Consider the following 24,913-nt stretch of genomic DNA (forward strand, 5'->3'; position numbering starts at 1 on the left):
TCACCCTCTTTCCTTTCCGTAGGATGCGATGTCCTCCACCAGGTTGGCATGTACGCCGGCCGGTTCCCCGAGGAACATTTCCGCATAGGTATCAAAGCTGTCCGGGTCGTCCGAGACAAAATATTCCGTGCGCCCGTTGCCCGGCTCTGCGGGCTCCAGGAAGGTGCGCACATAATCAGCCGCCTCCGCGCCCGGATCAATGAGTGCAACCTCGTCGCCGAGATACGCGCGGATCGCCGCGCGCAGCAGCGGATAATGCGTACAGCCCATAATAAGCGTGTCCACACCGAAGTCGCGGATCTCTGCCAGATACTCCTCTACCACGAGCTGTACGACCGGATCGTCCGGCGAAAACCGTCCGTTTTCCACCAGCGGGACAAACAGCGGGCAGGCACGCGCGATGGTGTGCACCGACGGGTCAAGCGTGTGCAGCATCGCCTCATACGAGCCACTGTGGATCGTGCCCTTCGTGCCGATGATGCCGACGCGGTTGCTCTTTGTCAGCTTCATCGCCGTATAACAGGAGGGCTTGACAACACCGACCATCGGGATGGTGTTTTCCGTCTTGACCGTTCCCAGCGCAACCGAGCTGACCGTGCCGCAGGCGACAACAATCGCCTTGATGTCGTGGCTGCACAAAAATGCGGTGTCCTGTCTGGTGTAATTGATGATGGTCTGGCGGCTGCGCGTGCCATAGGGTACACGCCCCGTGTCGCCAAAATAGATGATATGCTCGTCCGGCATGATGCGGTGCAGCTGCCGCACGGCGGTCAGGCCGCCGAGTCCGGAATCAAAAACGCCAATCGCCCTGTTATCCATCGTACCGCTCCATTGCCAGCGAAACCAGCGCGTCGATGAGTGCGGAATAGCTCAGACCCATGTGCTCCTGTAGCTTCGGATACATGCTGATGCTCGTGAAGCCCGGCAGCGTGTTGATCTCGTTGAACACGATTTCATCATCGGCATAGGTACAGAAGAAATCGACGCGGGACAGTACCTTGCAGCCGAGCGCCGTATAGACGCGGACAGCCGCTTCGCGGACATTTGCCATGGCGCTGTCGCTGATGTGCGCCGGGATGTACAGGCCGGATGTACCGTCGACATATTTTGCCTCGAAGGTGTAAAACTCCTGGCTCGGCGCGATTTCGCCTGCAACGGATGCGGTCGGCGCGTCGTTGCCCAACACAGCGACCTCAATCTCATGGCCGTCGATGAATTCCTCGACCAGTACCTTCGCGTCATAGCGAAAGGCTTCCTCCAGACCCTTTTTCAAGGATGCGCGGTCGGTCGCCTTAGAGACACCGACGGACGAGCCCTCACTGCACGGCTTGACAAAGACCGGATAAGCGCCCAGCTTCTGCTCTGCCTCGGCGCAGACCGCCTCGGCGTCCGCGCGAAATGCGCTGCGGCGCGCCAGATAAAAGGCCGCCTGGCGCACGCCTTCCTGCTCGACGATGATCTTGGTCAGGCTCTTGTCCATGCTGCACGCGGAAGCCGCAACACCCGGGCCGACATACGGGATATGCGCCAGCTCAAGCAGACCCTGCAACGTACCGTCCTCGCCGCCGATGCCGTGCAGCACCGGGAAGACGCAGTCCGCATGGATGACCTCCGTACCGCTCTCGCGCAGCACAAGCAGGCCGTGCGTCCCGCGGTCGGGCGACAGCATCGCCGGGACAGCCTGTTCGCTTGTCTCCCAGCTTCCGTTTTCCACGCTGTCATAATCCGTCGACTCGAACAGCTTCCAGCTGCCGGATTTTGTGATGCCGACCGGATAAATCTCATATTTATCTGCATCCGCATTGCGCAGAATGGAGGCCGCTGAGATGCAGGAGATGTCGTGCTCGGAGGAAACGCCGCCGAACACGACAACCAGATTCATTTTATCCATAAAATAAGATACCTCGCTATTTTCAGGGATGGTCGTGCCATGTCCCGGGCGGGCAGATAAGGCAACTGCCTGCTGCATCGCCCGATACTTATATATCTTCTATTATACGGCAAACCTGCCTCATATGCGAGACAAAAAGAGAACAAATTTTTGGCGATTCGCTCAGTTGTTTTTCACAATTTGCCGATATCCCCGCGCACATCCCGCCGACTGGCTACAAAAGCCCGCACTGAATGCACGCGATGGCGTCCTCCACCGTCTGCGCGCCGAGACAGCGCACACCGAGCGCCTGCATGCGCCGTCCGACCGCATAAACCGAGCAGTCCGCAGGCCCGCAGGCGCACTGCGTCCCGAGATAGACACGCGTGCCCGAGCGGACGACCTGCGCGACCGCGTCCGCGAGTGCTTCCGGCACGCCGCCCACACCATAGCCGTACAGCAGCAGCACATCGCGCCCGCAGCAGGTGAGCACCGTTTCCGCATCCAGCAGCGGCGTCACGGGCAGCACAGCCGCGCGCACCGGCACAGGCAGGCGCAGCGCAGGTGCCTCCGGCTGCGGCATATCCAGAAGAGTGAGCACCCCGTCGTCGATCACGCCGTCCGGCGGACAGCCCGTATTCCCGCCGGAAAAGGCGTCAAACGCCTGCGTATCCGCCTTGGTCACACACGTGCCGCGCCGCAGTTTTCCGGCAAAGCACACCGCCGCGCCGCGGTAGTCCGATGCAGCGCAGACGAGCGCGTCAGACAGATTTTCCGGCGCATCCGAGCCATCCTCTTCCATTGGCAGCTGTGATCCCGTCAGGATCACAGGCCGGTCAAAGCCCGGCAGCACGCGGCATAAAAAAGCGGCAGTGTACGCCATGGTATCCGTTCCATGTGTCAGTACAAAGCCGTCATACGTTTTGCGGTTTTCCCACAGGGCACGCGCCATCGCAAGGCGCTGCGTATCCGTGACATCGGTGGAGTCCACGCACATCAGGTCGCGCACCTCGACGCGCACGCCCTCCGGCACGCGCACCTCGCCCAGCAGCTGTGTCCCGTCCGCCTGCGGTGCAAGGCCGTCCGCGCCCGCGCGGCACGAAATGGTGCCCCCGGTGGACAGCAGCAGAATGTGTTTCATTGCACGTTTCCCGCCTTTCCCTCGGCTGCGAAATAATACAACTCGAAATATATTTTATCAAATTTACTATTTGTATAATTCTGTATATCCCCTAATATTTTTAGTATAGCACACAATGCCCTAAAAAGCAACAAAAGTTACGAATTTAACAATTTTTTCTTTCTTCCCGCCGTATTTTTCAAAAAAATCGTTACATTTTTCAAAAATGTTATTGACAAAAACACTCCGTTGTGGTAATATATATTCACATTAAAAGAGAGCCAAGACATATCAGACATTCTGATGGCTCCTTTTGAAAGTAGAAGTCTATCGAAAGCGGGTGAGTCCGATGGTAGATGAACAGCATTGGAACGGCAGGACTCGCAGCAGACTGGCCGGATAACCGATCCGAACAGCCTCCGGGTACACTTCCAATTCGTAGCCATTGACAGATTCACGCTCCGGTTTTTCCGGTTGCGTCCTCCAAAATCCGGTGTTCAGCTTTTATCCCGTTGGGTGCCTGACGGCAAGACCGATGGTGGATCATGACAGACATTCCGATGTAGCACGTATCCCCAATCCCCGGCAAAACGCATCGAGGTGGGTCGGATTGATCGTTCCGGTTTCCGAGCAGGAGAACCCCCTTCCGGATACCTGAATTACATTTCGCTTGAACGACAGATAACCGGGCACTGAGCTATCGCTCATCAGCAACATGCTACCGGATGTGCCTCCGTATCGTCAAAACAACCGAACCTGTATGGCACCGAACAGTTCCGAATCTGTAGTGGAGGGATATGATAAACCATCGATCAGCGATCTGGTTTTCCTCTTTTTGTTCCGCATCGGGAGTTGTGTTTCCTCTCCGAATCGTGCGAACGTGCAGATCAGCCAAACGGCAGCTGAATCAAAACGGTATGATATATCTGCTGCGATCCTGTTATTCCAAATCATTCTTAAATTTATTGCATAGAATTCAAATGCAAAGTGTTGGCTACGGCTTCGTGATTACGGAGCCGTTTTTTTGCGCGCAAATCAGTGCCGCTTCCCGTTTTTTCTGCACATACGGTATGCTTTCCGCGGTAAATCTGGTATAATAACAGGAAAGAGAGCTTTTCGAGGAACGGAGGCGTGACGGCAATGACCGCTGAATGCAAAGATACAGTACTGAAGCAATTGATTATAGAAGCCGCTCAGGGCGTCTGCACGCAGGATGATATCATCCGCGCGCTGGACGGGCGCGGCGCACACCCGAAACACAGTGACCTCGTGCGTGTGCTCGCCGAGCTCGTCGACGAAGGCAGCCTGATGCGCGCGCGCAGCAACCGTTACGGCAGGCCGGAAGCGTTCGGCTGCCTTGCAGGCACCTACTGTGCGACCGGGCGCGGCTACGCGTTTGTCCGCCCGGAATCGGGCAAGGGAGAAGACATTTTCATCCCGCCGCACCGCGGCAAAGATGCCTGGCACGGCGACCGCGTGCTCGTCCGCGTCCGGCAGGATGCACACCGCGGTGGACAGAGCGACAAGCCGAACCGCTGCGAGGGAGAAGTGCTGCGCATTCTGTCGCAGACACGCGATGACGTCACCGGCTGCATCGTCATGCGTGGCAAAATGACGATGTTCCGCGACGACAGCGGCAAGCTGCCGGAAATCGTCATCAGCAAAAAACACATTGGAGACGCTCATCCGGGCGACCGCGTCGCCGTCAAGGTGCTGTTCCGCGGCAACGAGAAATTCCTGCCGCAGGGCGTTGTCACGCGCGTATTCGGCTCCGGCCTGACGCGCGATGCCGCTGCCGCCGCCATCCTGTATGAGCACGATATCTCCGCGCCGTTCCCACAGGACGCGATGGAACAGGCGGAACACATCCCCCTGTTCGTGCAGGAAAAGGACTGGGTCGGCAGACTCGATCTGCGCAGTCAGAAGCTGTTCACCATCGATGGCGATACCGCAAAGGATTTTGACGATGCCGTCTCCCTCGAAACACTGCCCAATGGACATTACCGCCTCGGCGTGCACATCGCGGATGTATCATATTATGTCACGCCGGATTCCCCGCTGGATAAGGAAGCATTCAAGCGCGGCACCTCGGTCTATTATGCCGATCAGGTCATCCCGATGCTGCCGCTGCCGCTGTCCAACGGCATTTGTTCGCTCAATCCCGGCGTCAACCGCCTTGCATTTTCCGCATTTATCGAGCTCGGCAAGGACGGCACGCGCTATTCTGCCGATTTCCATCGTTCGGTCATCTGCTCCTATGCACGCCTGACCTATGCACAGGTCAACCGCATGCTCGCGGGCGACTGGAAGGAGCGCAATTTGCGGCAGGATATCGCACCGGTGCTCGACGAGATGAATGCACTTGCCAAAACCCTGCACGATCGCCGCATGCAGCGCGGCGCGCTCGAGCTGAACATCCCGGAGCCGGTCATCCTGTGTGACCGCAACGGCGACCCGACCGGTGTGGAAAAGCGCGGCCGCGGCGATGCCGAGCGCCTGATTGAAGAATTTATGTTGATCGCAAACGAAGCGGTCGCAGAAGCGCTGTTCCGCCATCAGATGCCTGCCGTCTACCGCGTGCACGAAGATCCCGATCTGGATAAGCTGCGCGCCTTTGCGACACAGGCGCGCCTGTTCGGCTACCGTCTGCGCGAAAAGGATCTGACAGATACCCATCAGCTCCAGCGCATCCTTGACCAGACCGCAGGCAATCCGGAGCAGCAGGCGCTGCCGACCATGCTGCTGCGCTCGCTTGCCCGCGCGCGGTATTCGCCCGAATGCCTCGGACATTACGGTCTGGCAGCCAAATATTATCTGCATTTCACCTCACCGATCCGGCGCTATCCCGACCTCGTCGTGCACCGCATGCTGACCCGCATGCTTGCGGGCGATCAGGGCAGCCGCGAACTGACTGCCCTGTGCGAACAGGCGGCACTGCAATCGACCGAGCGCGAGCTTGCCGCCGACGCTGCCGAGCGCGAGATCGAAAAGCTGTATATGGCGGATTATATCTCACAGTATATCGGCCATACGTTTGACGGATATATTTCCAACATCACCAACTTCGGCGTATATGTCCAGCTGGACAACATGATTGAAGGCATGGTGCGGCTGGATACGATGAAAAATGACTGGTTCGAGTTCAATCCCGAGCGCATCACGCTGTTCGGCAAGCACACCGGGCAAAATTACCATCTCGGCATGCCGGTCAACGTCACCCTTGTCAACGCCTCTGCCACCACCGGCTTGATTGATTTCATCTTCACGCCGGATGAAGGCACGGTCGGCTGATCCGCCGAACTGTTCCTACACGAAAAAGATGCACCGCAGAACTGGATTCCGCGATGCATCTTTTTATATTTGTTCAGTCTTCAATGGCCTGTGGAGTGATATCATTGAAGATATAGTCGTGCAGGTGGTGCGCCAGCACATTGTCATTAAACTGGATGACCGACATGCCGTCACTTGTCGTGCCATATTGCCATTCGCCTTCGAGCGGCAGGCGGATATGACCCATCGACGGCATTCCGTGCACAATCGTGCGCAGACCCATATACCAGAAGTCCGCCTTACTCATGGACGAGGTGATATTCGGCATCAGTCCGTGCAGGAATTTGAGCAGTGTAATCGGGTTGCCCGTTGCCTTGGAGAATACCTGATTGAGCACGACGGACTGGCGCTCGGTGCGCTGCCAGTCGCCGCCGGTATTGCCCTTTCGGATGCGGCCATAGGTCATCGCCTGAATGCCGTTGAGCTCCTGCTCGCCGGCGGCTTCAATGCGTTGGGTTGGCATATTATTTTCCCAGCAGTATTCATCGATAAATTTATTTGTCTCCGCCAGCTCATCTTCGGTCAGCGTGACGGTAACACCGCCGACTGCGTCGATAATCGACGCCATCTGTGCAAAATCGACCGTCATATACTCGGTGATGTTCATATCAAACGCATTGTTCAGCGTCTCGAGCATCAGCTGCGGCCCGCCGTCCTCATAGCCGTAGGCATGGCAGAGCTTGGTCTTGCCGTGTTCCGGAACCTCGACATAGCTGTCGCGCATGAGCGACACCAGCTTGACAGAGCTGCGCGCCGGGTCGACGCTCATAATCATAATGGCATCGGCACGTGTGCCGCTGTCGCAGTTTTCGCGCGTGTCCACGCCGAACAGCGCAAGCGTCATAATGCCGTCCTCTGTATTGGCCGACAGGCTGCTCTCATTGGTGTCGTCATAGGTGTATTGGTTCAACAGGTGGTTGATGTCCCACACCACCAGCGCAAGTACGGCGACGAGTGCGATGAGAATGATACGGACAACCGGCAGGCGGCGCTTTTTTTTCTTCTGTGCCCCCGGCTTCTGGGAGTTTGCATTTGGCGACACCCGCCTGCCCGAGGTTCCATCGGTCTGTTTTGCCTGCGGACGGGTTTGCTTCCGCTGTGCGGACGCACCCTTTCGCGGCGGATTTCCATCTTTGTCATATTCGGCATATGGGATGCCATGGCGGTCAACCGGTCTGCCATACTCATCCACCGGCTGGCCATACTGGTCATAATATTTATTTTTTCCGTTTTTTCTGCTGTTATTTGAATCGCGGTTCACAGGTGAACTCCCTTTCTTCCGCTCCGGGAAATCATAATATAGTTTAATCATACACGCCTGTGCGCCCGGATGCAACCGGCACACGGCGATTTTCGAGAAAATTTCACAATTTTGACGCATTTTTGTAAACGACAACCGACAACTATTGTAATAATGCCGAAAATCCCGTATAATAGACGCAGAAAAAATGCCTGCTGCACAGGCATGCAAGGAGGACATTTACCATGGCAAATCCGGTACTCGTCGTTATGGCTGCTGGCATGGGCTCCCGTTACGGCGGTCTCAAGCAGATCGATCCGGTCGGCCCGAACGGTCAGATCATTATGAATTATTCTATTTATGACGCCTGGAAGGCCGGCTTCCGCCGCGTTGTGTTTATCATAAAGGAAGAACTGCTGGATGCCTTCCGCGAGCGCATCGGCAACGCCGCCGAAGCACTCATGCAGGTAGACTATGTATTCCAAAGCCCGGACAAGCTGCCGGAGGGCTGCACCATGCCGGAAGGCCGCATCAAGCCGCTGGGCACCGGCCACGCGGTATACTGCATCCGCGGTGTGGTAAATGAGCCGTTCGCCGTCATCAACGCGGACGATTTCTACGGTGCAGAGGCATTCCAGTGCATGTATGACTACTTAAAGGACGCAAAGGACGACGACAAATACCGGTACTGTATGGTCGGCTACCGCGTTGAAAACACGCTGACCGAAAACGGCACGGTATCGCGCGGCATCTGTGAGGCGGATGAAAACGGATATCTGACCGACATCGTCGAACGCACTGCCATCTCCCGCGGCGCGGACGGCGTCATTTCCGACCCTGAGGCGGGTGAAATCGCAGAGGGCACGCTGGTTTCCATGAACATGTGGGGCTTTACCCCGTCGTTCCTCGACGAACTGGATGCCGGCCTGAAGACCTTTATACAGAATGAGCTGCCGAACAACCCGATGAAGGGAGAATATTATCTCCCGTTTGCGGTTGACAGCCTAATTCAGGCAGGACGCGCGACCGCACAGGTTTTACAGACTGCCGCACAATGGTACGGCGTCACCTATCAGGAGGACAAGCCGGTCGTCGTCGAAGCGCTGCGCCGCATGACCGAGGCCGGATTGTACCCGGCAGAGTGAGGAAGGGTCAATGGATCTCTATACCCGCGCCGCAGCATATCTCGATGCCTTTCAGGCGGATATGAATCGCGATTTTCATCTGATCTCCAACGCGGAATTCGGTGCGCGCCGGTTTCCGCTGTTCGGGTCGTATGTCTGCGAAGACACTTCCACGCTGATTCTAAAAAACGGCAAGTCGGTGCGTTCCTATGAATTCTGCTATTTCGATGTGTGCGAAGCACTGGACGAGACCACTGTGCGCGACTACTGTGCGGTGCTCGACGACATGGCAGCGCGATATGTGCCGTGGTCGGAACCTTCCCATGGATTTTCCATGCTGAGCATGGTGGTGCTGACTGCCGGCGCACCTGACCGCGCGACACAGAAAGCCATCAAAAAATACAAGCACGAGGAAAAACGCAAGCGTCCGGAGGACGGCTATGGCTGGTGCAGCGGTCGGTTGTGCGTGGTCGACCTGTCCGACGGCACTTGCTGGGTCAATGCGCATGGGCGTGCACTCGCCAACCGTGTGAAGCTGACCGTTGGAAAGGTAAAATAATCCGCCTGTTTTCCAAAAAGTATGTCCCGGATGGACAATCCTCCCTTGAAAATCTGTCCGGCGTATGCTATGATAATCTCACTGTTTGATTTTATCGGGAATTTCGGCGTGAAATACGCCGCTGTTTTCATTTTTTCGGAGGTTGATTCTTTCATGGTCGTTACTGTTTTATCTATTATTCAGGTTATTGCCTGCCTGTTCCTGATCGTCACGATTCTGTTGCAGAAGGCGCCGAGTCAGGGTATGTCCGGTGCAATCGGCGGCGGACAGGAGACCTTCTTTGGCTCCAACAAGGCAACCGGTATTGAAGCGGTTCTGGCGAACCTGACCAAGATTTTCGCAATTGTATTTGTAGTTGATTCGCTGTTCCTCGTCCTGCTGGGCTGAGGAACAGCGGCAGAAAGCGGATGGAATGCCTTCCATCCGCTTTGTCTTTTGTGCCAAACCGGAGGTATTGCAATGAAAACTCTCATGATTCTGTTCCTCATCGGATTTCTGGTATTCGGCGCCATCGGCATGTATTTCCGCCTGACGCACGACTGGAACCAGCTCGCCGTCGAATCAGACAAGCTGTCCGATGATTCTATTGCCAAGCGCGACGGACGCGCCATGCAGCTGTTCAACCACGGCGAAAAACACGCTGTCGATGTCGCGGCGGCAAAGCAAAAGGCTGATCGGAAATTCCACCATCAGCTGCTGTTTTCCGTTCTGTCGGTCGTCTGCCTGGTGGGCGCAATCGTCTGCGGCGCAGTCATGCAGTAATCCATACAGACAAAAAAAGTCATGATCTGACCGGTCATGACTTTTTTTATTGCGGTTTATTCTGTGCGCGCCGATGGACAGATTTTCTCCGTCACGGCCACTGACTTTCTTCACAAAAGCCATATTTGCGCAGCAACTCTGCGGCCATCTCAGCGAAATCCGAATTGGCTCCCCAGCTGATATTGAACAGGCCTTCCCCTCCGCCGGAGCCGACAATATCCGCAGTCTGCATGTCTTGGCTCTCTGTCAGCAACACCGTAAGGCTCGCATAGCTTCCGTTGCGAAAAAAATACCGCTCAAATGAAAGCAAAACCACACGCACATCATGCAGGCTTCTCCAGCTTTCCGCAATCAGCTCGGCATTGATTTCCTCCTTCAACGCATTGGCCAATGCCTCAATCCCAGCCGCATGGCTGCCGCGTAGTCTGATGCTGACACTGCTCATCATTTCACCTCTTCCGTCTCCGGATTTTGCAGCGCGTCTCCACTCTGCTCGCGCAGCAGTCTGCGCTCTTCCTTGCGTTTTTTGCGCAGCGCGCGGAAAAAGTCCGTCAGTACACCCGCGCATTCATCCTTCATCAGTCCGCGCACAATATCCGGCTTGTGGTTGTAAGCCACATCAAACAGATTGATGAGACTGCCGCACGAACCCGCCTTCGGGTCATCTGCGCCGTAATAGACCGTTTTGATGCGCGCATTGATGATTGCACCCGCACACATCGGGCATGGTTCCAGCGTCACATACAGGTCACAGCGGTGCAGCCGCCAGCCACCCAGCTTTTTGCATGCCTTGCCAATGGCTTCGATTTCCGCATGGGACAGCGCGGTTTTTTTGGTTTCCCGGCGGTTGCGCCCGCGCCCGACAATCTTTCCGTCACAGACAACGACGCAGCCGACCGGCACCTCGCCCTCTTCTGCGGATTTTTTCGCCAGCCGGAGTGCTGCCTTCATATATTTTTCCTGTTCTGTCATGCTGTCACAGTGCCTCCAGATTTTTTGCCATAAAATAAACCGCTGTCAGCAGCACCAGCAGCGCAGGCAGGCTGGTCAGCACAGCCCGTGCCTGTTCACGCGGTGTCAGCGCCGAACGGTGCCCAAATGTGCCGTCCCAGATCTCCTTCAGGCATCCTTCGCGTACAAACAGCGTCACACCGATTGCGCCAAACAAAATTTCGGCCAGTGAAACCACAAGCGAAATTCCCGTGCCGGCGCGCGTTCCGATCTCCCAGCCGGCATTGACAAGCAGATAAATGCTGTTCACCGCAAAATGCCCGCACATGGACGGCAGCAGCGAGCCATAGCGCCGCCGAATATAACCCCCGATGAGACCGAAGCCGAATGCCAGCGGCAGGATTTCCACGCTGTAATGAGCCAGCCAAAACGCAAATGATGTCAGTACAATGGCACCCCAGGTGCCCATCGAACGCACCGCTGTACTCAGATAAAAGCCGCGATAACACAGCTCCTCCACAATGGGCGGGATGATGGCGACCGAGAGAAACCGCACCGCCATCGCCGCACCGCCTGCGGGCATGACAAAAACATCCTGCGCTTCAGTGAGTCCAAATCCATTCAGCAGCACTTCCATGCCGCCAGCCAGCCAACTCGCCGTATACGACCAGCCAAGCGTCAGCCCGATGGTCATCAGGTAGACTGTCGGGGACGGTCTCCCACGTCCCATGAGATCATCCACATCCATACCGGTCCACCGCGCTGCCACAGTCACCGGAATGGCAAATACAATCAGGTACAGCAGCAGGTCATACACCTCTGCGCCCAGACTGCCCTCTTCCAACACCGGCAGCAGCCGGACAATCGGATACAGCAGCAAATTGATCAATATGCTGGCAATTTCCACGATGCCGATGAGGTCCGCACTGCGGCGCACCTGCCGTATTTCTTCCTTTTTCCAGCTGATATTCGCCGCCTCCGTTTCCTGCATTTCTACCATCATACCACAGGAAGCGTATTCTGTCATGGTTTTTCCCGAATATATCACAAAAGCGGCGTTCCGCCGCCCCTGTCCGGGGTTGGGAACGCCGCTTCGTCCATTTGTGTTTGCGGTCACTTATCTGATTTTTTCCGTGCGTTCCGTTCAAGGCGGATCCGGCTTTCTACCCGGTCCCACTCCAGTCCCAGCATTCTTGCACGGACAAGTTCGCTGAAAAATCCTCTGCCCTTCATACAGGCAGTCCTCCTCTCGGACGATTACAGACCTTTTGCTCCGGGGAATTCCTGAGAACGAATGGTCACAGGAATGTGCCGGTCTGCGAATCGGATTCGGGTCATTGCAGTTCGTTTCATAGCATTCCCTTCTTCCGGGTCTTTATACGTCTTACAGGCGGTTTGTCTGCCGGATGGATGACCGGCAAATGCAATCAGTGCTCGCTGTGTGCGCGGCGCTCGTTCATCATATCGTTGAACTCAGCGCGGGTAACGCTTCCGCCGTACATCATACGCATGCCAAGCATCATCGTTCTGTCAACGTTATCAAAAAACTTCATACGTCATTGCTCCTTCGTTGTCAATCAGTTGGGTGTGAATGGAATCAAATGTGATTCTGTGTGCGATGTGCGCGAACCATATCGCCGAATTCCTGACGCGATACATATTCACCATTCATCATTCTTGTGCCGAGCATCACGCTGAGCATCATTGTTTTGTCAACGTTATCAAAAAACTTCATACGTCATCGTTCCTTTGTTATCAATCACTTGTGTGTGAATAAGATCAGATCTTGTACTGAGCGCGATGTTCGTGAATCATATCATCGAATTCCTGACGCGATACGTATCCATCAGTCAGCATTCTCATACCGAGAATTGCGCTCTTGCTCATTTTGTCAAACCACAGGGCAGTTTCACCTCAGATGTCAGTTGTTGTAATTGTCAGTGCTTGTTTGCGCGGACATGAGCCATGCAGGAAACTCTTTCATTTTCCATTGCCATCATGCGTGCGCGGATCAGTTCAGAGAAGAACTTCATTTTTGTCACTCCTATATGTTATCCATCGGGTTATTTCTGTGTGATCGAAGCTCAATGCTTCTTTGCATGAACCATGCAGGAAACCTTTTCGTTTTCCAGTTCCATCATGCGTGCTCTTGCCAGTTCAGAGAAGAACTTCATGTTTGTCACTCCTATATGTTATCCATTGGGTTGTTTCTGTGTGATCGAAGCTCAGTGCTTCTTTGCATGAACCAGGTAGGAAACCTTTTCGTTTTCCAGTTCCATCATGCGTGCTCTTGCCAGTTCAGAGAAGAACTTCATGTTTGTCACTCCTATATGTTATCCATCGGGTTATTTCTGTGTGATCGAAGCTCAGTGCTTCTTTGCGCGGGTCACGTCGGAAATGTTTTCGCCTTGCAGCTCCACCATGTGTTCCCTGGCCAGTTCCATGACGCGTGCTCTTGTCAACTCATCAAACCATCGAATCATAATTGGTTCAACTCCTTTATCTTTTTTTGCAGGCGACTTACTTGCCGGAATAAGCAGTTATCGTCTCTTCTATTTTCCGGCTGCACAGCGTCTTATGATACCTGCTAACCATCTGATCGAATAAACGATTCATGATAGTCTCACCTCCAAAAATTTCATGAAGCGGATTTTCGATTTCTGTGTGCCCGGAGCCTCTGCTCTGCGCTTCACAGCACGGATTCCGTTTCAATCGAAGTTCCGAAAGCCGGAGCTTTGGCTTTTCCTTCGGAACTGCTTCAGACAACTTTTTGTTGTCTGCCGCCTTGGTTTTCCTTCCCTCAGCTTGGCTATATCATACACACTTCCAACTTTTTCTGCAAGCGCAATCATCCATAATGTTTCACAGTTTATTCAGAAACTTTTTGTGCATGTTGCTTCATTTCACCTTTTCACGCTATTTATTCCCTACAATTCAAACGTAAAGTTTTTGTATAGGTTGACGAATGTGAAAATCGTAACAATCTCGCCTGTCAGAGTCCCAAACATACAAAAAATCCCCGTCCCGCGCACATGCGCCGGACAGGGAGAGATACCGCAGTTTCTTATTTTGTTATCGTGATATGCGGATAGGCAAATTCAATTCCTTCCGCGTCAAAGCGGGCTTTTACTGCGCGATTGAGCGAAAATTTTAATTTCATGGCGCTGCTCAGGTCAGCCGCCCACAGCCATGCGCGCAGCACAACAGCAGAATCTGCAAGTTCCACAACTTCAACTTGCACTTCCGGCTCATCGTCCTGTGTCTCTGGGTCGCGTACATCCAAATGCAGGGGCTGCTTCATTACCTCCGCCCGCAGGATGCCAATTGCCTTCTCCAGATTGCTCTCATAGGTAATGCTGACGTTAAAGAATTCACAAACTCGGCTGTCTGCATAGTTCGCGTTTTCAATGACGCCCTGATTGATTTTCCCGTTTGGAATGATGAGCCTCTTGTTTTCCGGCGTACGGATTGCCGTATGCCGCAGCGAGATGTCTTCCACCGTGCCGGACACGCCAACATCGATATAACGCACAAAATCACCGATGACAAACGGCTTGAACGTCAGGATCATAATGCCGCCGGCGATATTACTCAGCGCATCCTGTGAGGCAAAGCCGAGAATGACTGCGACTATACCGCCGGATGCCAGCAGCGCATTAAGTGAATCGCTCGCGCCCGGAATGCTGGACACGATGACCACGCCGCCCGCAAAGTAAACAATTGCCAGCACGACGTATCGTACGAATGACAGCAGCGTGGCATCCTGATTGTTGTCCTGCATCGCATCCATGGTGCGCCGGAAGCCCTTATTGATCAGCTTAACCAGCCACAGCATGACGACAACAACCAGCACAATAAAGATCGCCCGCCCCACCCAGGTCGGCAGATGAAACAGGCTGGTAATCGACTGTACGCCCTCAATTGCGGTATTTGTCGCCTGTGCCGCGTCCTCCGCGCTCACAGGGACATCTGCCGAGCCTGCGGCGGTTTTGGTCAGGCTCCAGATCATTGTTCCCATTGGCAGCTCCTTTCCAAATAAAATACGGCAGGCTGAGGGAAAGGCTCCCCCGGCCTGCCGTCCATTTTCATTATTCTGTTTATTTAAACTCGTCCAGCATCGTCTGAACCAGCTTTTCGACGTACTCCACTGCATTTTCCGGTGCGACATCCTCGCGCAGCGACTTGTCGCGCTTGGATACCTCGACAGCGCCGCGCTTGACCGTCTTCGGGCTGACGATGACACGAACCGGTACACCCAGCAGATCTGCATCGGAGAACATATTTCCCGCGCTGACCTTGCGGTCATCGTAAATGACCTCAACACCTGCATCCTGGAGCTTCTGATACAGCTCGTCGGCAACCGCACGAACCTCCGGGTCTGTTGCCTTGATCGCGCAGATGTGAACCTGCCACGGTGCGATGGACATCGGCCAGATCGGGCCGTAATCGTCGTGCTTGACCTCGCAGACTGAAGCGGCAAGACGGCCGACACCGATGCCGTAACAGCCCATAATCGGATAGTGCGGCTTGCCATCCTGTCCGATGTAGGTCATCTCCATCGACTTGGTATACTTGGTGCCGAGCTGGAAGATATTGCCAACCTCAATGCCGCGGCTGATGCGGATATGCGGCTTGCCGCAAACCGGGCAGATTGCGCCTTCATAGGTCTTTGCGAAATCCGCAATCTGCGCGTCCGGCGTGTCGCGCTTGACGTTATAGCCGGTGTAATGGTAATTTTCTTCGTTTGCGCCGCAGACCGAACTGTTGAGTGCGGCAACCGACTTGTCGATGACATAGGTCACGCCTTCCGGCAGGCCAACCGGGCCGATAAAGCCCGCAACAATGCCGCTCTCCTGCGTGATCTCTGCCGGATGGATCTCCTCGCCCAGGAAATTGCGAAGCTTGGTCTCGTTGACCTCCAGATCGCCGCGGATAAATGCAATGACATATTCATCGGTCAGATTCTTCTGATAGACAACCGCCTTGCACGAAGCGTTTGCCGGTGCATGCAGGTATTCACAAACTGCCTCAATGGTCTTGGTCTCCGGGGTGAGCACCTTGGTGAGCGGTGCTTCCTCGGTCTCCGGTGCCTCGACGATGCAGTCCGCTGCCTCCATATTGGAGCGGTACCCGCAGTCACACAGGACAATGGTATCTTCGCCGCAGTCGGTCAGCAGCATAAATTCATGCGACACGCTGCCGCCCATCATGCCGGAATCCGACTTGACCGCGACAACCTCCGGAATACCTGCGCGGCGGAAGATATTCTCATACGCCGTGTAGCACTTCTCATAATACTGCTCCAGATCCTCCTGCGAGGTGTGGAAAGAATAGGCATCCTTCATCGTAAACTCGCGGACACGGATCAGACCGCCACGTGCGCGCGGCTCATCGCGGAACTTGGTCTGAATCTGATAGATCATGAACGGATAGTTGGTGTACGACTGTGCCGCGCCGCGCGCCAGATGCACAGCGGCCTCCTCATGCGTCATGCCCAGAACAACCGGCTGGCCGCTTCTGTCCTTGAAGCGCGCCATCTCGCTGCCGATGGAGTCATACCGGCCGGATTCCTGCCACAGCGATGCCGGCATAACAACCGGGAACATGACCTCCTGGCCGTCAATCTTATCCATTTCCTCGCGAATGATATTCTCAATTTTTTTGGTGATGCGCTTGGTCGGCATATACAGCGAGTAAATACCCGTTGTCATCTGCTTGATATAGCCGCCGCGCACCATGAGCTTATGGCTGTCCAGCTGACAGTCCGCCGGAGTCTCTTTAAAGCGGCTGCCGAGCATACTGCTCATTTTCATAGTGTTACGTTCCTTTCTGCCCCGCAGCTACAGAAAAACCTGCGGGATTTTTTCCTGCACCTTTTGCGGCCGCAGTCATACGCTGAAAACAGAGTTGATCCGCTGCCACAGGAGGTGCTGATGATGTATACCAGTTTTTATGTGCGCCCGTCAGCCGGGGAACAGGTAGAAACCACCGTAGCCCTGCGCCCGGACACGCGTCCGGCGCTGCTCGGCACTGCCGTCGACCAGAGCGGCAAGCCTGTCGCCGGGGCGCTCGCAGTCCTGACCATTTCCGGAAAGACCGAACCGGATCGCGTCGTCCATGTGACCTATACCGATGAGCTTGGACGGTTTGCCTTCGGACCGCTCGAGCCGGGCGCATTGTATCAGGTCAGCCTGCATGCCGACGCGATGCTGCGCCGCTCGCTCGAGCAGCCGGAGGAGTAAAATCAGATCAGTTCTTCGCGGCTCTTGGTGCTGACCTCTTCGCGCAGCGTGGAGATGAACTCGTCCAGCGGCATGGCAGTCGTCTTGCCCTTGCGGTCACGGACGGAAACTGTGCCGTTTTCCTGTTCCTTGTCGCCGAGAACCAGCATATACGGAACCTTCTGCGACTGTGCCTCGCGGATCTTGTAGCCCAGCTTCTCGCTGCGGTGATCGACCTCGGCGCGGAAGCCTGCGGCGGTCAGTGCCTTTTCAACCTCATCCGCATACGCTGCGGTGCGGTCGGTAACCGGCAGGGCCTTGACCTGAACCGGAGCCAGCCAGGTCGGGAATGCACCGGCAAAATGCTCGGTGATGACGCCGATGAAGCGTTCAATGGAGCCGAGGACAACGCGGTGAATCATAACCGGGCGGTGCTTCTCGCCGTCTGCACCGGTGTATTCCAGCTCAAAGCGCTCCGGCAGCTGCATATCCAGCTGGATCGTGCCGCACTGCCAGGTACGTCCCAGCGAATCCGCCAGATGGAAGTCCAACTTCGGGCCATAGAACGCGCCGTCGCCCTCATTGATGACATAGCTCTTGCCCATCTCAGAGACAGCAGCCTTCAGTGTCTCCGTGGCGAAATCCCAGTCCTTCTCATCGCCCATGTGGTCTTCCGGCATGGTGGAAACCTCGATCTCATATTCCAGGCCAAAGACAGAATAGACCTCATCAAACAGCTTGACGACATTCTTGATCTCGTCCTTCATCTGATCCCAGGTCATAAAGATATGGGCATCGTCCTGCGTGAAACAGCGGACACGGAACAGGCCGTGCAGCGCGCCGGACAGCTCATGGCGGTGAACCAGACCCAGCTCGCCGACACGCAGCGGCAGGTCACGGTAGGAATGCGGTTCGGACTTGTAGACCAGCATGCCGCCCGGGCAGTTCATCGGCTTGATGGCGAAATCGACATCATCGATGACGGTCGTGTACATGTTTTCCTTATAATGATCCCAATGGCCGGAACGCTCCCACAGGCCGCGGTTCAGCATCATCGGGGTGGAAATTTCCACATAGCCATAGCGCTTATGCACCTCGCGCCAGTAATCGATCAGCGTGTTGCGCAGTACCATGCCCTTCGGCAGGAAGAACGGGAAGCCGGGGCCTTCCTCCATCAGGGTAAACAGGCCAAGCTCCTTGCCCAGCTTGCGGTGGTCGCGGCGCTTTGCCTCTTCGATCTTTGCAAGATACTCGTCCAGCTCCGCCTTCTTCGGGAACGCAATGCCGTAAATGCGCTGGAGGGTCTCGCGGTTGGAATCACCGCGCCAATATGCCGCATTGCAGGCAGTCAGCTTGATGCCATTGCCCTTGACGCGGCCGGTGGAATCCAGATGCGGACCGGCGCACAGGTCGGTAAATTCGCCCTGCTTGTAGAACGAAATGACAGCGTCCTCCGGCAGGTCATTGATGAGCTCGACCTTGTACGGCTCGTCCTTCATAAATTCCAGCGCTTCCGCACGCGGCAGTTCAAAGCGCTCCAGCTTGAGCTTTTCCTTGCAGATCTTGCGCATCTCTGCCTCGATCTTTTCCATGATTTCCGGTGTGAACGCAAACGGGGAATCGAGGTCATAATAGAAACCGTTGTCAATCGACGGGCCGATTGCCAGCTTTACCTCCGGGTACAGGCGCTTGACTGCCTGTGCCAGAATATGCGAGCAGGTATGCCAGTAGGTTTTGCGGTACTGCTCATTTTCAAACGTATACTGATTGTCTGCCATGAAAAATTCCTCCTTATTTTCACGGGGGCAGAAAAAAATCCCACCCCTGACTCAAATCAGGGGTGGGATGACAATTCATCTCACGGTTCCACCCTGCTTGGCGCAGCTACACAACTGCACCCGCTCATTGCCGCTGTAACGTGCGGACATCCGTCGCAGGATACTTTGGGTTTCCCCTGCGAAGCTCCGGGATGGTTGCTGCAAACCACATCGGCCACGGATGCTCTCAGCTGGTGCATCCGCTCTCTGCGGGCGCGATCTGCGCGGTCTGTGCGTTCCCTTCAACGCCTTTTATCTATTGGTGCCTTTTATTGTACAACACACCTTTTTGCTTGTCAACCGACAGTTTGGACAAAAACCGGTAACTTCTGCCAAAGAGTATTTCATGCAAACCCTTGCTTTCTTCGCAGGCACCGCCTATCCTGTTTGCCGACAGGACAGGCATTTTATTTATGCTCGTTTCTCCGGTCGAGAAAGGCAAGCTGCGCGATAACAAACCTGCCGACTGCAACCATCAAAGATGCAATGGCTCAAATCCGTGCTTTTCATTTCATTTTTAACAGAAAATTCCATACAAGCGCAATGCAAAAGCCGTCCCGCAGGACGGCTTTTGCTGTCTTCTCAGAAGAATTTGTCGTGAACGCCGATTGCAAAAATAATGAGTACGATAATCGGCAGGATATAGGTGCAGTAGCCACGGATGGCATTCGGAATTTTTGCACCTGTTCCGGTATTTGCCTCTTCCCGGAAAGACTCCCAGCCCCAGCCATGTCTGCTTGTGCAGAACAGCAGATAAACCAGCGAGCCGAGCGGCAGCAGGACATTGCTGACAATAAAATCTTCCACATCCATAATGGTGGAGCCGGTGCCGAACGGCTGAATGCCCGACCACAGATTAAAGCCCAGTGCACACGGCAGGGACAGCACAAACAGCAGCACCAGATTGACAGCACATGACTTTTTGCGGCTGCATCCGGTCAGATCCATACCGCATGAAATAATATTTTCAAACACCGCAAGTACAGTGGAAAAGGCTGCAAAGGTCAGAAATACAAAGAACAGGCTGCCCCACAGCCGTCCGAGCGGCAGATGATTGAAGATATTCGGCAGTGTCAGGAAAATCAGCTTCGGGCCGCTGCCTGCCTCTACGCCGAATGCAGAGCAGGCCGGGAAAATAATCAGGCCGGCAATCAGTGCAACAAATGTATCCAGCACGGTGACATGGATGGATTCCCCAAACAGGGTGTGCTCCTTGCCAATATAGCTGCCGAAAATCGCCATCGAACCGATGCCCAGACTCAGCGTGAAGAACGCCTGATTCATTGCACCCACAATCGTATTTCCCAGTCCGCTTTCACGCGTCTGCCCAATATCCGGCTTGAGGTAAAAAATCAACCCCTCACGTCCGCCTTCCAACAGGACACTGTGCACTGCCAGCACCAGCATCAGCGCCAGCAGAATGAGCATCATCACCTTGGTAATGCGTTCCAATCCGTTTTGCAGGCCCATGGAATTGATAAACATACCGACAATCACAACGATTGCCATGCAGCCCACCAGAATCCCCGGCTGTCCCAGCATCTGATCGAAAATCGCCTGAACCTCTTCCGTCGAAGCGCCGTCAAATGCGCCGGTTGCGGTCAGATAAAAATAATACAGCATCCAGCCTGCAACAACGGAATAAAACATCATCAGCAGATAATTGCCCGCCATTGCCACTATGCCGTGAAAATGCCATTTCTGCCCCGGCCGTTCCAACACCTGAAACGACCGGATCGGGCTTTTCCGGCTCGCACGTCCGACGGAAAATTCCATCGTCATAATCGGCAGGCCGAGTATAATCAAAAAGAAGATATATAACAATACAAAGATTCCGCCGCCATGCTGTCCGACCATATACGGGAATTTCCATACATTTCCGATACCAATGGCACAGCCTGCTGACAGCAGAATAAATCCCAGTCTGGAACCCAACTGTTCGCGCTCCATCGTGTTCGCCTCCCTCAGTTTTTCCATAATTTGTTCGCTCGTACTCTCTTTTGTTTTCAGTATATAAAGTTACCCTGTGCTGTGTCAAGCGATTTGCAAAAATCAAGGAAACAGCCGCCTGTTTTCCAGAAAAACCTCCGCCGTGAACACGCCGTTTTCGCAGTGTATTCTCAGCTCACCGCCATATTTTTCCGCAATCGACTGCAAAATTTTCAGTCCGAAGCCATGATGTGTCCTGTTCTGCTTCGCCGTGCCCGGCGTCTGACCGGGCCTGAGCGTCTTTGCCGGGTCACAGCTGTTTTGTACTTTGACGGCATAAATCCCCTTTTTCTCACCCGCCCCGAGTGAGATAAACTGATTCGGCTGACCGGGCAGGCAGCCCTCCAACGCGTTGTCCAGCAGGTTGGAAAACAGATTGCTCTGGTCGATTTCCTCAATTTCCCAGTCATCCAGATCGACGGCTGCATCAAACGCAATGCCGCGCTGACGCGCGGCGTCGGCCTTCACTGTAATAACGGCATTGACCACCGGTGCGACACAGTACAACACCGGATGCGTGCTGCTGATCCGTCGGTTCATTTCATCCAGCATATGTATCGTTTGCTCTTTGTTTGTGTCCAGCAGGGAATATACCACCTGCAACTGATTTTTGAAATCGTGCCGGAGTTTCGACATTTCCTGTGCGTTTTCCTGCACCAGCTGATAATACTGGTACTGCGTTTCCTGCTGCTGCCTGAGCTGTTCCAGCTCCATCTCTCGGCGCTGTGCTTCCATGGTCGATGTCAGAATATCAAAAATGAGATAATCCGCAATGACAGTGACCACACCGCCCAAAACAATATAATACTGTATAAAAGCCTCCATGGCTGTCCGATTCAGATGCCATAGGCTATACATGAAAAAGCACTGACAACCGCAGAACAGTACGGAAAGCAGGATAATTTTGCGCCGCATCTGTTTTTCCATGCGATTCCAATACACCGCAAAAATAGTCGTGCCCAACAGAAAAAACACGGAAAACAGTGTCTGTCCAATGTGATATGATGCATTGGATTGCCAGATCTCACCGGACATCAGGCAATATGTAATGATATCTCCCACCACTTCAAAGCCAACGAGCAGAAATACATTGACACCAGCTACCAGAAGTCGGTTGTGGGCGGAATCCGCGCTGACAATCCAGCTGGTCGCCACCTCTATGCCGATCCCCCCAATCAGTTTCACAACATTCCAGAAGTCATGTTCTTCCAAAGCCTTTCCCATACTGTCGTTTTGTATAATTGTCGGCAAACAGAATGCCCACCACAACAGATACAGCATGACAGCAACCATATATGTCTTGCGATTGTCCCATTTGCGCTTGCGCGGCACCATAATCCAATATAAGCACACTGTCAATCCCTGAAATGCGACGATCGCCGCGCTCATATGTGTATCCATAATCCACTTATCTCCCTGCTGTTTCGATCCGTTTGTATCTTATCATATTCATTCTATCCGAACAATACAGGAATTGTCCTCCAAGCAAAAAGAACAGGGGCAATTCCTCGCAGGAATATGCCCCTGTCCCAAATGACAATTTATGACAGCGTTACGCGCCGGACAGCATTGTGCTGTTTTCACGCACCGACAGCAGCACATCGCCGTCTGCCGCCTGGATTTCCACCCAATGCCCCGCCTTGCCGGACAGCAGCAGGCCGGCAAGCGGATCGGTCACCTTGCGTGCCACTTCATCACGCACGGCGCGCGCACCGCGCGCCCGGTCAACAATGCCCAGTGTCTGCTCTGCTGTTTCATCCCAGGTCAGCCGTGTGCCGCACGCAAGGCACCGTTTTGCCAGCAGAGACAGTTCCCGTGCCGCAATCGCCGCACAATCTGCGCGCTCCAGTGCAGAAAAGACAATAATATCATCCAGCCGCGCCGCAAGCTCCGGCTGGAGCACACGCTGTGCTTCCTCCCGGACATGCCCGGTCTGCCGGTCTGCGCTGTCCGCAGCAAAGCCAACCGTTCGTCCCCGGCTGCCGCTGCCCAGATTGGAGGTCAGCACAACCACCGCATGCCGGAAATCTGCACTGCGCCCCTCTGCATCGGTCAGCCGTCCGTCCTCCAACAGGCGGAGCAGCAGACGCAGCACATCGGGATGTGCCTTTTCTACTTCATCAAACAGTACGACAGACCGCGGGCGGCGGCGGATCGGTTCGGTCAGCTGCCCGCCTTCGCCGTAGCCCTTGTAGCCGGGAGGTGCACCGATCAGGCGGGAGACATCGTGCGGCTGCTGATATTCCGACAAATCGATGCGAATGAGCCCGTCACGGCCAAACAGCGTGCGGGCAAGTGCCGTACAGACCGAGGTTTTTCCCACACCGGTCGGCCCGGTCAACAGCAGTGCCGCCACCGGACGCGCTTCATCCCGCAGGCCTGCACCGCCGCGCCGCACCGCCCGACAAATAGCCCGTACCGCGTCGTCCTGCCCGATCACGGTGCGCCGCAGCTCGTCCTCCAGCCGCAGCAGGCGCTTTGCGTCATCGCCCTCTGCCGCGTCGGTAAAGCCGTCAACGCGCTGTGCTGTGCGTGCAATCTCCCGCTGTGTCACCTGCGTTCCGCCCTCAAGGTGAACCGCCGCACAGGTCTCATCCAGCAGGTCAATCGCCTTGTCGGGCAGATGGCGTTCCGGACGCGTGCGGACGGAAATGCGCACAGCAGCACACAGTGCATCCTCCGTGATGTGTACGCCATGGTGCTGCTCATAGCGCGGCGCCAGCCCGCGCAGGATCTTCTCCGCACCGTCCTCATCCGGCTCGGCGACATCAATGCGCTGAAACCGCCGCTCCAGCGCCGCATCTTTCTCAATTGTCTTGTGGTATTCCTCCACCGTCGTCGTGCCGATCAGCCGGATCTCACCGCGTGCGAGTGCCGGTTTGAGCAGGTTGGAGGCATCAATGGCACCCTCCGCTGAGCCTGCCCCCACCAGCGTATGCACCTCGTCGATAAAGGCGATAATATTGCGCGACGCGCTCAGTTCACGAACAATTGTCTTGAGCCGTTCTTCAAATTCACCGCGGTATTTTGTGCCGGAAATCAGACTCGCCATGTCAATCGACACCAGCCGCGCGCCTTTGAGCTCCTCCGGCACATCGCCATTTACGATGGCGAGTGCAAGCGCTTCTGCCACTGCCGTTTTGCCGACACCCGGATCGCCCAGCAGCACCGGATTGTTTTTCGTGCGCCGCTGTAAAATGGTCATCAGGCGGAACAACTCATCCTCCCGTCCGATGACCGGGTCGAGTCTGCCGCTGCGCGCCATCTCGGTCAGATCGGTTGCATAGCGGTCGAGCGCAGAGGTCGATGCCAGCCGTCCGACCGCACGCCAGCCCGCAGGCTCCTGTGCAATAGAAATCCCGGTCTGCCGCTCCAATGCAGGGATATCCGCATCCATTTTCTCCATGACGCGCCGCGCCGTACAGTCACGGCAGCCGAGCAGTGCACAGAGCAGATGCCCGTCCCCGACCTGTCCGCGCCCGGCGGACTGTGCCGCCTGCCGCAGTACACTGTGCAGATTTTTGCTGACCCGCTCCGGATGGCGCACAGGAAATCCACTGCCAGTCAGCCGTGCGGTATAATACAGGCTGCGCCAGCTGCCCACGCCGGCCTGTGCCAGCAGCCTGCCCGCAGGCGTACTGCGGCGTGCAGCCAATCCCAGCAGCAAATGTTCCGTTCCGACCGTATTTTTGCCCAAAAGCCCCGCTCTTCTGGCGGAAATCGTCAGCGCCAGCCTTGCCCCGGCATCAAATGAACCCTGAAATTCCATCGCTTTCCCTCACTTTCCTTTGCTTCCTGATTTATCTTTACCCACTTTTTCCGCTTTTAGACGTATCTTTTCCAATTTCTTTTTTCTGTAAGTTCCAAAAATGGAGTTGTTTTTTTCTGGCTTTGTGGTACAATATAAATGAAATCATTACAGGAGGTGCT

The 24,913-nt window shown here is 55.1% G+C and carries 21 protein-coding genes; 6 read left to right on the forward strand and 15 right to left on the reverse strand.

Annotated elements, in window-relative coordinates; translation table 11 throughout:
- The 3 genes from murI to ACLM7Z_RS02280 form a co-directional block, all read right to left on the reverse strand.
- Complete coding sequence (murI, locus tag ACLM7Z_RS02270; protein ID WP_087022608.1) at positions 1 to 819, reverse strand: glutamate racemase; 819 nt, start codon at positions 817 to 819, stop codon at positions 1 to 3.
- The gene (locus tag ACLM7Z_RS02275; RefSeq protein ID WP_435645541.1) at positions 812 to 1,891 is read right to left on the reverse strand and encodes a D-alanine--D-alanine ligase family protein; all 1,080 of its coding nucleotides are present in this window, start codon (positions 1,889 to 1,891) and stop codon (positions 812 to 814) included. The genes murI and ACLM7Z_RS02275 overlap by 8 nt, the downstream gene beginning before the upstream one ends.
- Positions 1,892 to 2,105: 214 nt before the next feature.
- A complete protein-coding gene (locus tag ACLM7Z_RS02280) occupies positions 2,106 to 3,011 on the reverse strand; it encodes an asparaginase (RefSeq protein WP_087022405.1) in 906 nt (301 codons plus the stop codon).
- 1,119 nt (positions 3,012 to 4,130) lie between these two features.
- Here ACLM7Z_RS02280 and rnr point away from each other — a divergent pair.
- Positions 4,131 to 6,281, forward strand: coding sequence for a ribonuclease R (gene rnr / locus ACLM7Z_RS02285; RefSeq protein ID WP_087022402.1), 2,151 nt, complete (start codon positions 4,131 to 4,133; stop codon positions 6,279 to 6,281).
- A 73-nt stretch (positions 6,282 to 6,354) separates the two neighbouring features.
- On the opposite strand, the gene ACLM7Z_RS02290 is transcribed toward rnr, so the two are convergent.
- Positions 6,355 to 7,581: an LCP family protein gene (locus ACLM7Z_RS02290; protein ID WP_165761192.1), complete on the reverse strand. Its 1,227-nt coding sequence runs from the start codon at positions 7,579 to 7,581 to the stop codon at positions 6,355 to 6,357.
- 224 nt (positions 7,582 to 7,805) lie between these two features.
- Here ACLM7Z_RS02290 and ACLM7Z_RS02295 point away from each other — a divergent pair, with 224 nt between their 5' ends.
- The 4 genes from ACLM7Z_RS02295 (at position 7,806) to ACLM7Z_RS02310 (ending at position 10,005) form a co-directional block, all read left to right on the forward strand.
- Positions 7,806 to 8,705, forward strand: a complete 900-nt coding sequence (locus tag ACLM7Z_RS02295; RefSeq protein WP_087022396.1) for a nucleotidyltransferase family protein — start codon at positions 7,806 to 7,808, stop codon at positions 8,703 to 8,705.
- Positions 8,706 to 8,715: 10 nt separating this feature from the next.
- Positions 8,716 to 9,243 (forward strand): hypothetical protein, encoded by a 528-nt coding sequence (locus ACLM7Z_RS02300; RefSeq protein ID WP_087022393.1) that lies wholly within the window; start codon positions 8,716 to 8,718, stop codon positions 9,241 to 9,243.
- Positions 9,244 to 9,396: 153 nt separating this feature from the next.
- Positions 9,397 to 9,630, forward strand: coding sequence for a preprotein translocase subunit SecG (gene secG, locus ACLM7Z_RS02305; protein WP_087022408.1), 234 nt, complete (start codon positions 9,397 to 9,399; stop codon positions 9,628 to 9,630).
- 72 nt (positions 9,631 to 9,702) lie between these two features.
- The gene (locus ACLM7Z_RS02310; RefSeq protein ID WP_087022391.1) at positions 9,703 to 10,005 is read left to right on the forward strand and encodes a hypothetical protein; all 303 of its coding nucleotides are present in this window, start codon (positions 9,703 to 9,705) and stop codon (positions 10,003 to 10,005) included.
- A 91-nt stretch (positions 10,006 to 10,096) separates the two neighbouring features.
- Here ACLM7Z_RS02310 and ACLM7Z_RS02315 read toward each other — a convergent pair whose 3' ends face one another.
- From ACLM7Z_RS02315 to ACLM7Z_RS02345, 7 genes are all read right to left on the reverse strand, one after another.
- Positions 10,097 to 10,453 (reverse strand): DUF6054 family protein, encoded by a 357-nt coding sequence (locus ACLM7Z_RS02315; RefSeq protein WP_435645542.1) that lies wholly within the window; start codon positions 10,451 to 10,453, stop codon positions 10,097 to 10,099.
- On the reverse strand, positions 10,450 to 10,977 hold the full coding sequence (gene tadA, locus ACLM7Z_RS02320) for a tRNA adenosine(34) deaminase TadA (protein ID WP_087022384.1): 528 nt from the start codon (positions 10,975 to 10,977) through the stop codon (positions 10,450 to 10,452). The genes ACLM7Z_RS02315 and tadA overlap by 4 nt, the downstream gene beginning before the upstream one ends.
- A 4-nt stretch (positions 10,978 to 10,981) precedes the next feature.
- On the reverse strand, positions 10,982 to 11,983 hold the full coding sequence (locus tag ACLM7Z_RS02325; protein ID WP_435645543.1) for a lysostaphin resistance A-like protein: 1,002 nt from the start codon (positions 11,981 to 11,983) through the stop codon (positions 10,982 to 10,984).
- 400 nt (positions 11,984 to 12,383) lie between these two features.
- Positions 12,384 to 12,509 (reverse strand): hypothetical protein, encoded by a 126-nt coding sequence (locus ACLM7Z_RS02330; RefSeq protein WP_273350481.1) that lies wholly within the window; start codon positions 12,507 to 12,509, stop codon positions 12,384 to 12,386.
- Between the two features lie 44 nt (positions 12,510 to 12,553).
- A complete protein-coding gene (locus ACLM7Z_RS02335; protein WP_165761190.1) occupies positions 12,554 to 12,691 on the reverse strand; it encodes a hypothetical protein in 138 nt (45 codons plus the stop codon).
- Between the two features lie 1,329 nt (positions 12,692 to 14,020).
- Positions 14,021 to 14,974: a mechanosensitive ion channel family protein gene (locus tag ACLM7Z_RS02340; RefSeq protein WP_165761189.1), complete on the reverse strand. Its 954-nt coding sequence runs from the start codon at positions 14,972 to 14,974 to the stop codon at positions 14,021 to 14,023.
- A gap of 79 nt (positions 14,975 to 15,053) precedes the next feature.
- Positions 15,054 to 16,769, reverse strand: coding sequence for a proline--tRNA ligase (locus ACLM7Z_RS02345; protein WP_087022375.1), 1,716 nt, complete (start codon positions 16,767 to 16,769; stop codon positions 15,054 to 15,056).
- A gap of 120 nt (positions 16,770 to 16,889) precedes the next feature.
- Here ACLM7Z_RS02345 and ACLM7Z_RS02350 point away from each other — a divergent pair, with 120 nt between their 5' ends.
- Positions 16,890 to 17,198, forward strand: a complete 309-nt coding sequence (locus ACLM7Z_RS02350) for a carboxypeptidase-like regulatory domain-containing protein (RefSeq protein WP_133058323.1) — start codon at positions 16,890 to 16,892, stop codon at positions 17,196 to 17,198.
- Between the two features lie 2 nt (positions 17,199 to 17,200).
- Here the strand turns inward: ACLM7Z_RS02350 and thrS are convergent, their stop codons facing one another.
- The 4 genes from thrS to ACLM7Z_RS02370 all read right to left on the reverse strand — a co-directional run bounded on the left by thrS (position 17,201) and on the right by ACLM7Z_RS02370 (position 24,752).
- Complete coding sequence (gene thrS, locus ACLM7Z_RS02355) at positions 17,201 to 18,955, reverse strand: threonine--tRNA ligase (protein ID WP_087022369.1); 1,755 nt, start codon at positions 18,953 to 18,955, stop codon at positions 17,201 to 17,203.
- A gap of 621 nt (positions 18,956 to 19,576) precedes the next feature.
- The gene (locus tag ACLM7Z_RS02360) at positions 19,577 to 20,944 is read right to left on the reverse strand and encodes a sodium-dependent transporter (protein WP_435645756.1); all 1,368 of its coding nucleotides are present in this window, start codon (positions 20,942 to 20,944) and stop codon (positions 19,577 to 19,579) included.
- A 102-nt stretch (positions 20,945 to 21,046) separates the two neighbouring features.
- Positions 21,047 to 22,384, reverse strand: a complete 1,338-nt coding sequence (locus ACLM7Z_RS02365) for a sensor histidine kinase (RefSeq protein WP_435645544.1) — start codon at positions 22,382 to 22,384, stop codon at positions 21,047 to 21,049.
- Positions 22,385 to 22,535: 151 nt separating this feature from the next.
- A complete protein-coding gene (locus ACLM7Z_RS02370) occupies positions 22,536 to 24,752 on the reverse strand; it encodes an AAA family ATPase (RefSeq protein WP_435645545.1) in 2,217 nt (738 codons plus the stop codon).
- Positions 24,753 to 24,913 lie beyond the last annotated feature (161 nt).

The organism is Butyricicoccus porcorum, from assembly GCF_051246315.1.
Taxonomy (GTDB): Bacteria; Bacillota; Clostridia; order Oscillospirales; family Butyricicoccaceae; genus Butyricicoccus_A; species Butyricicoccus_A porcorum.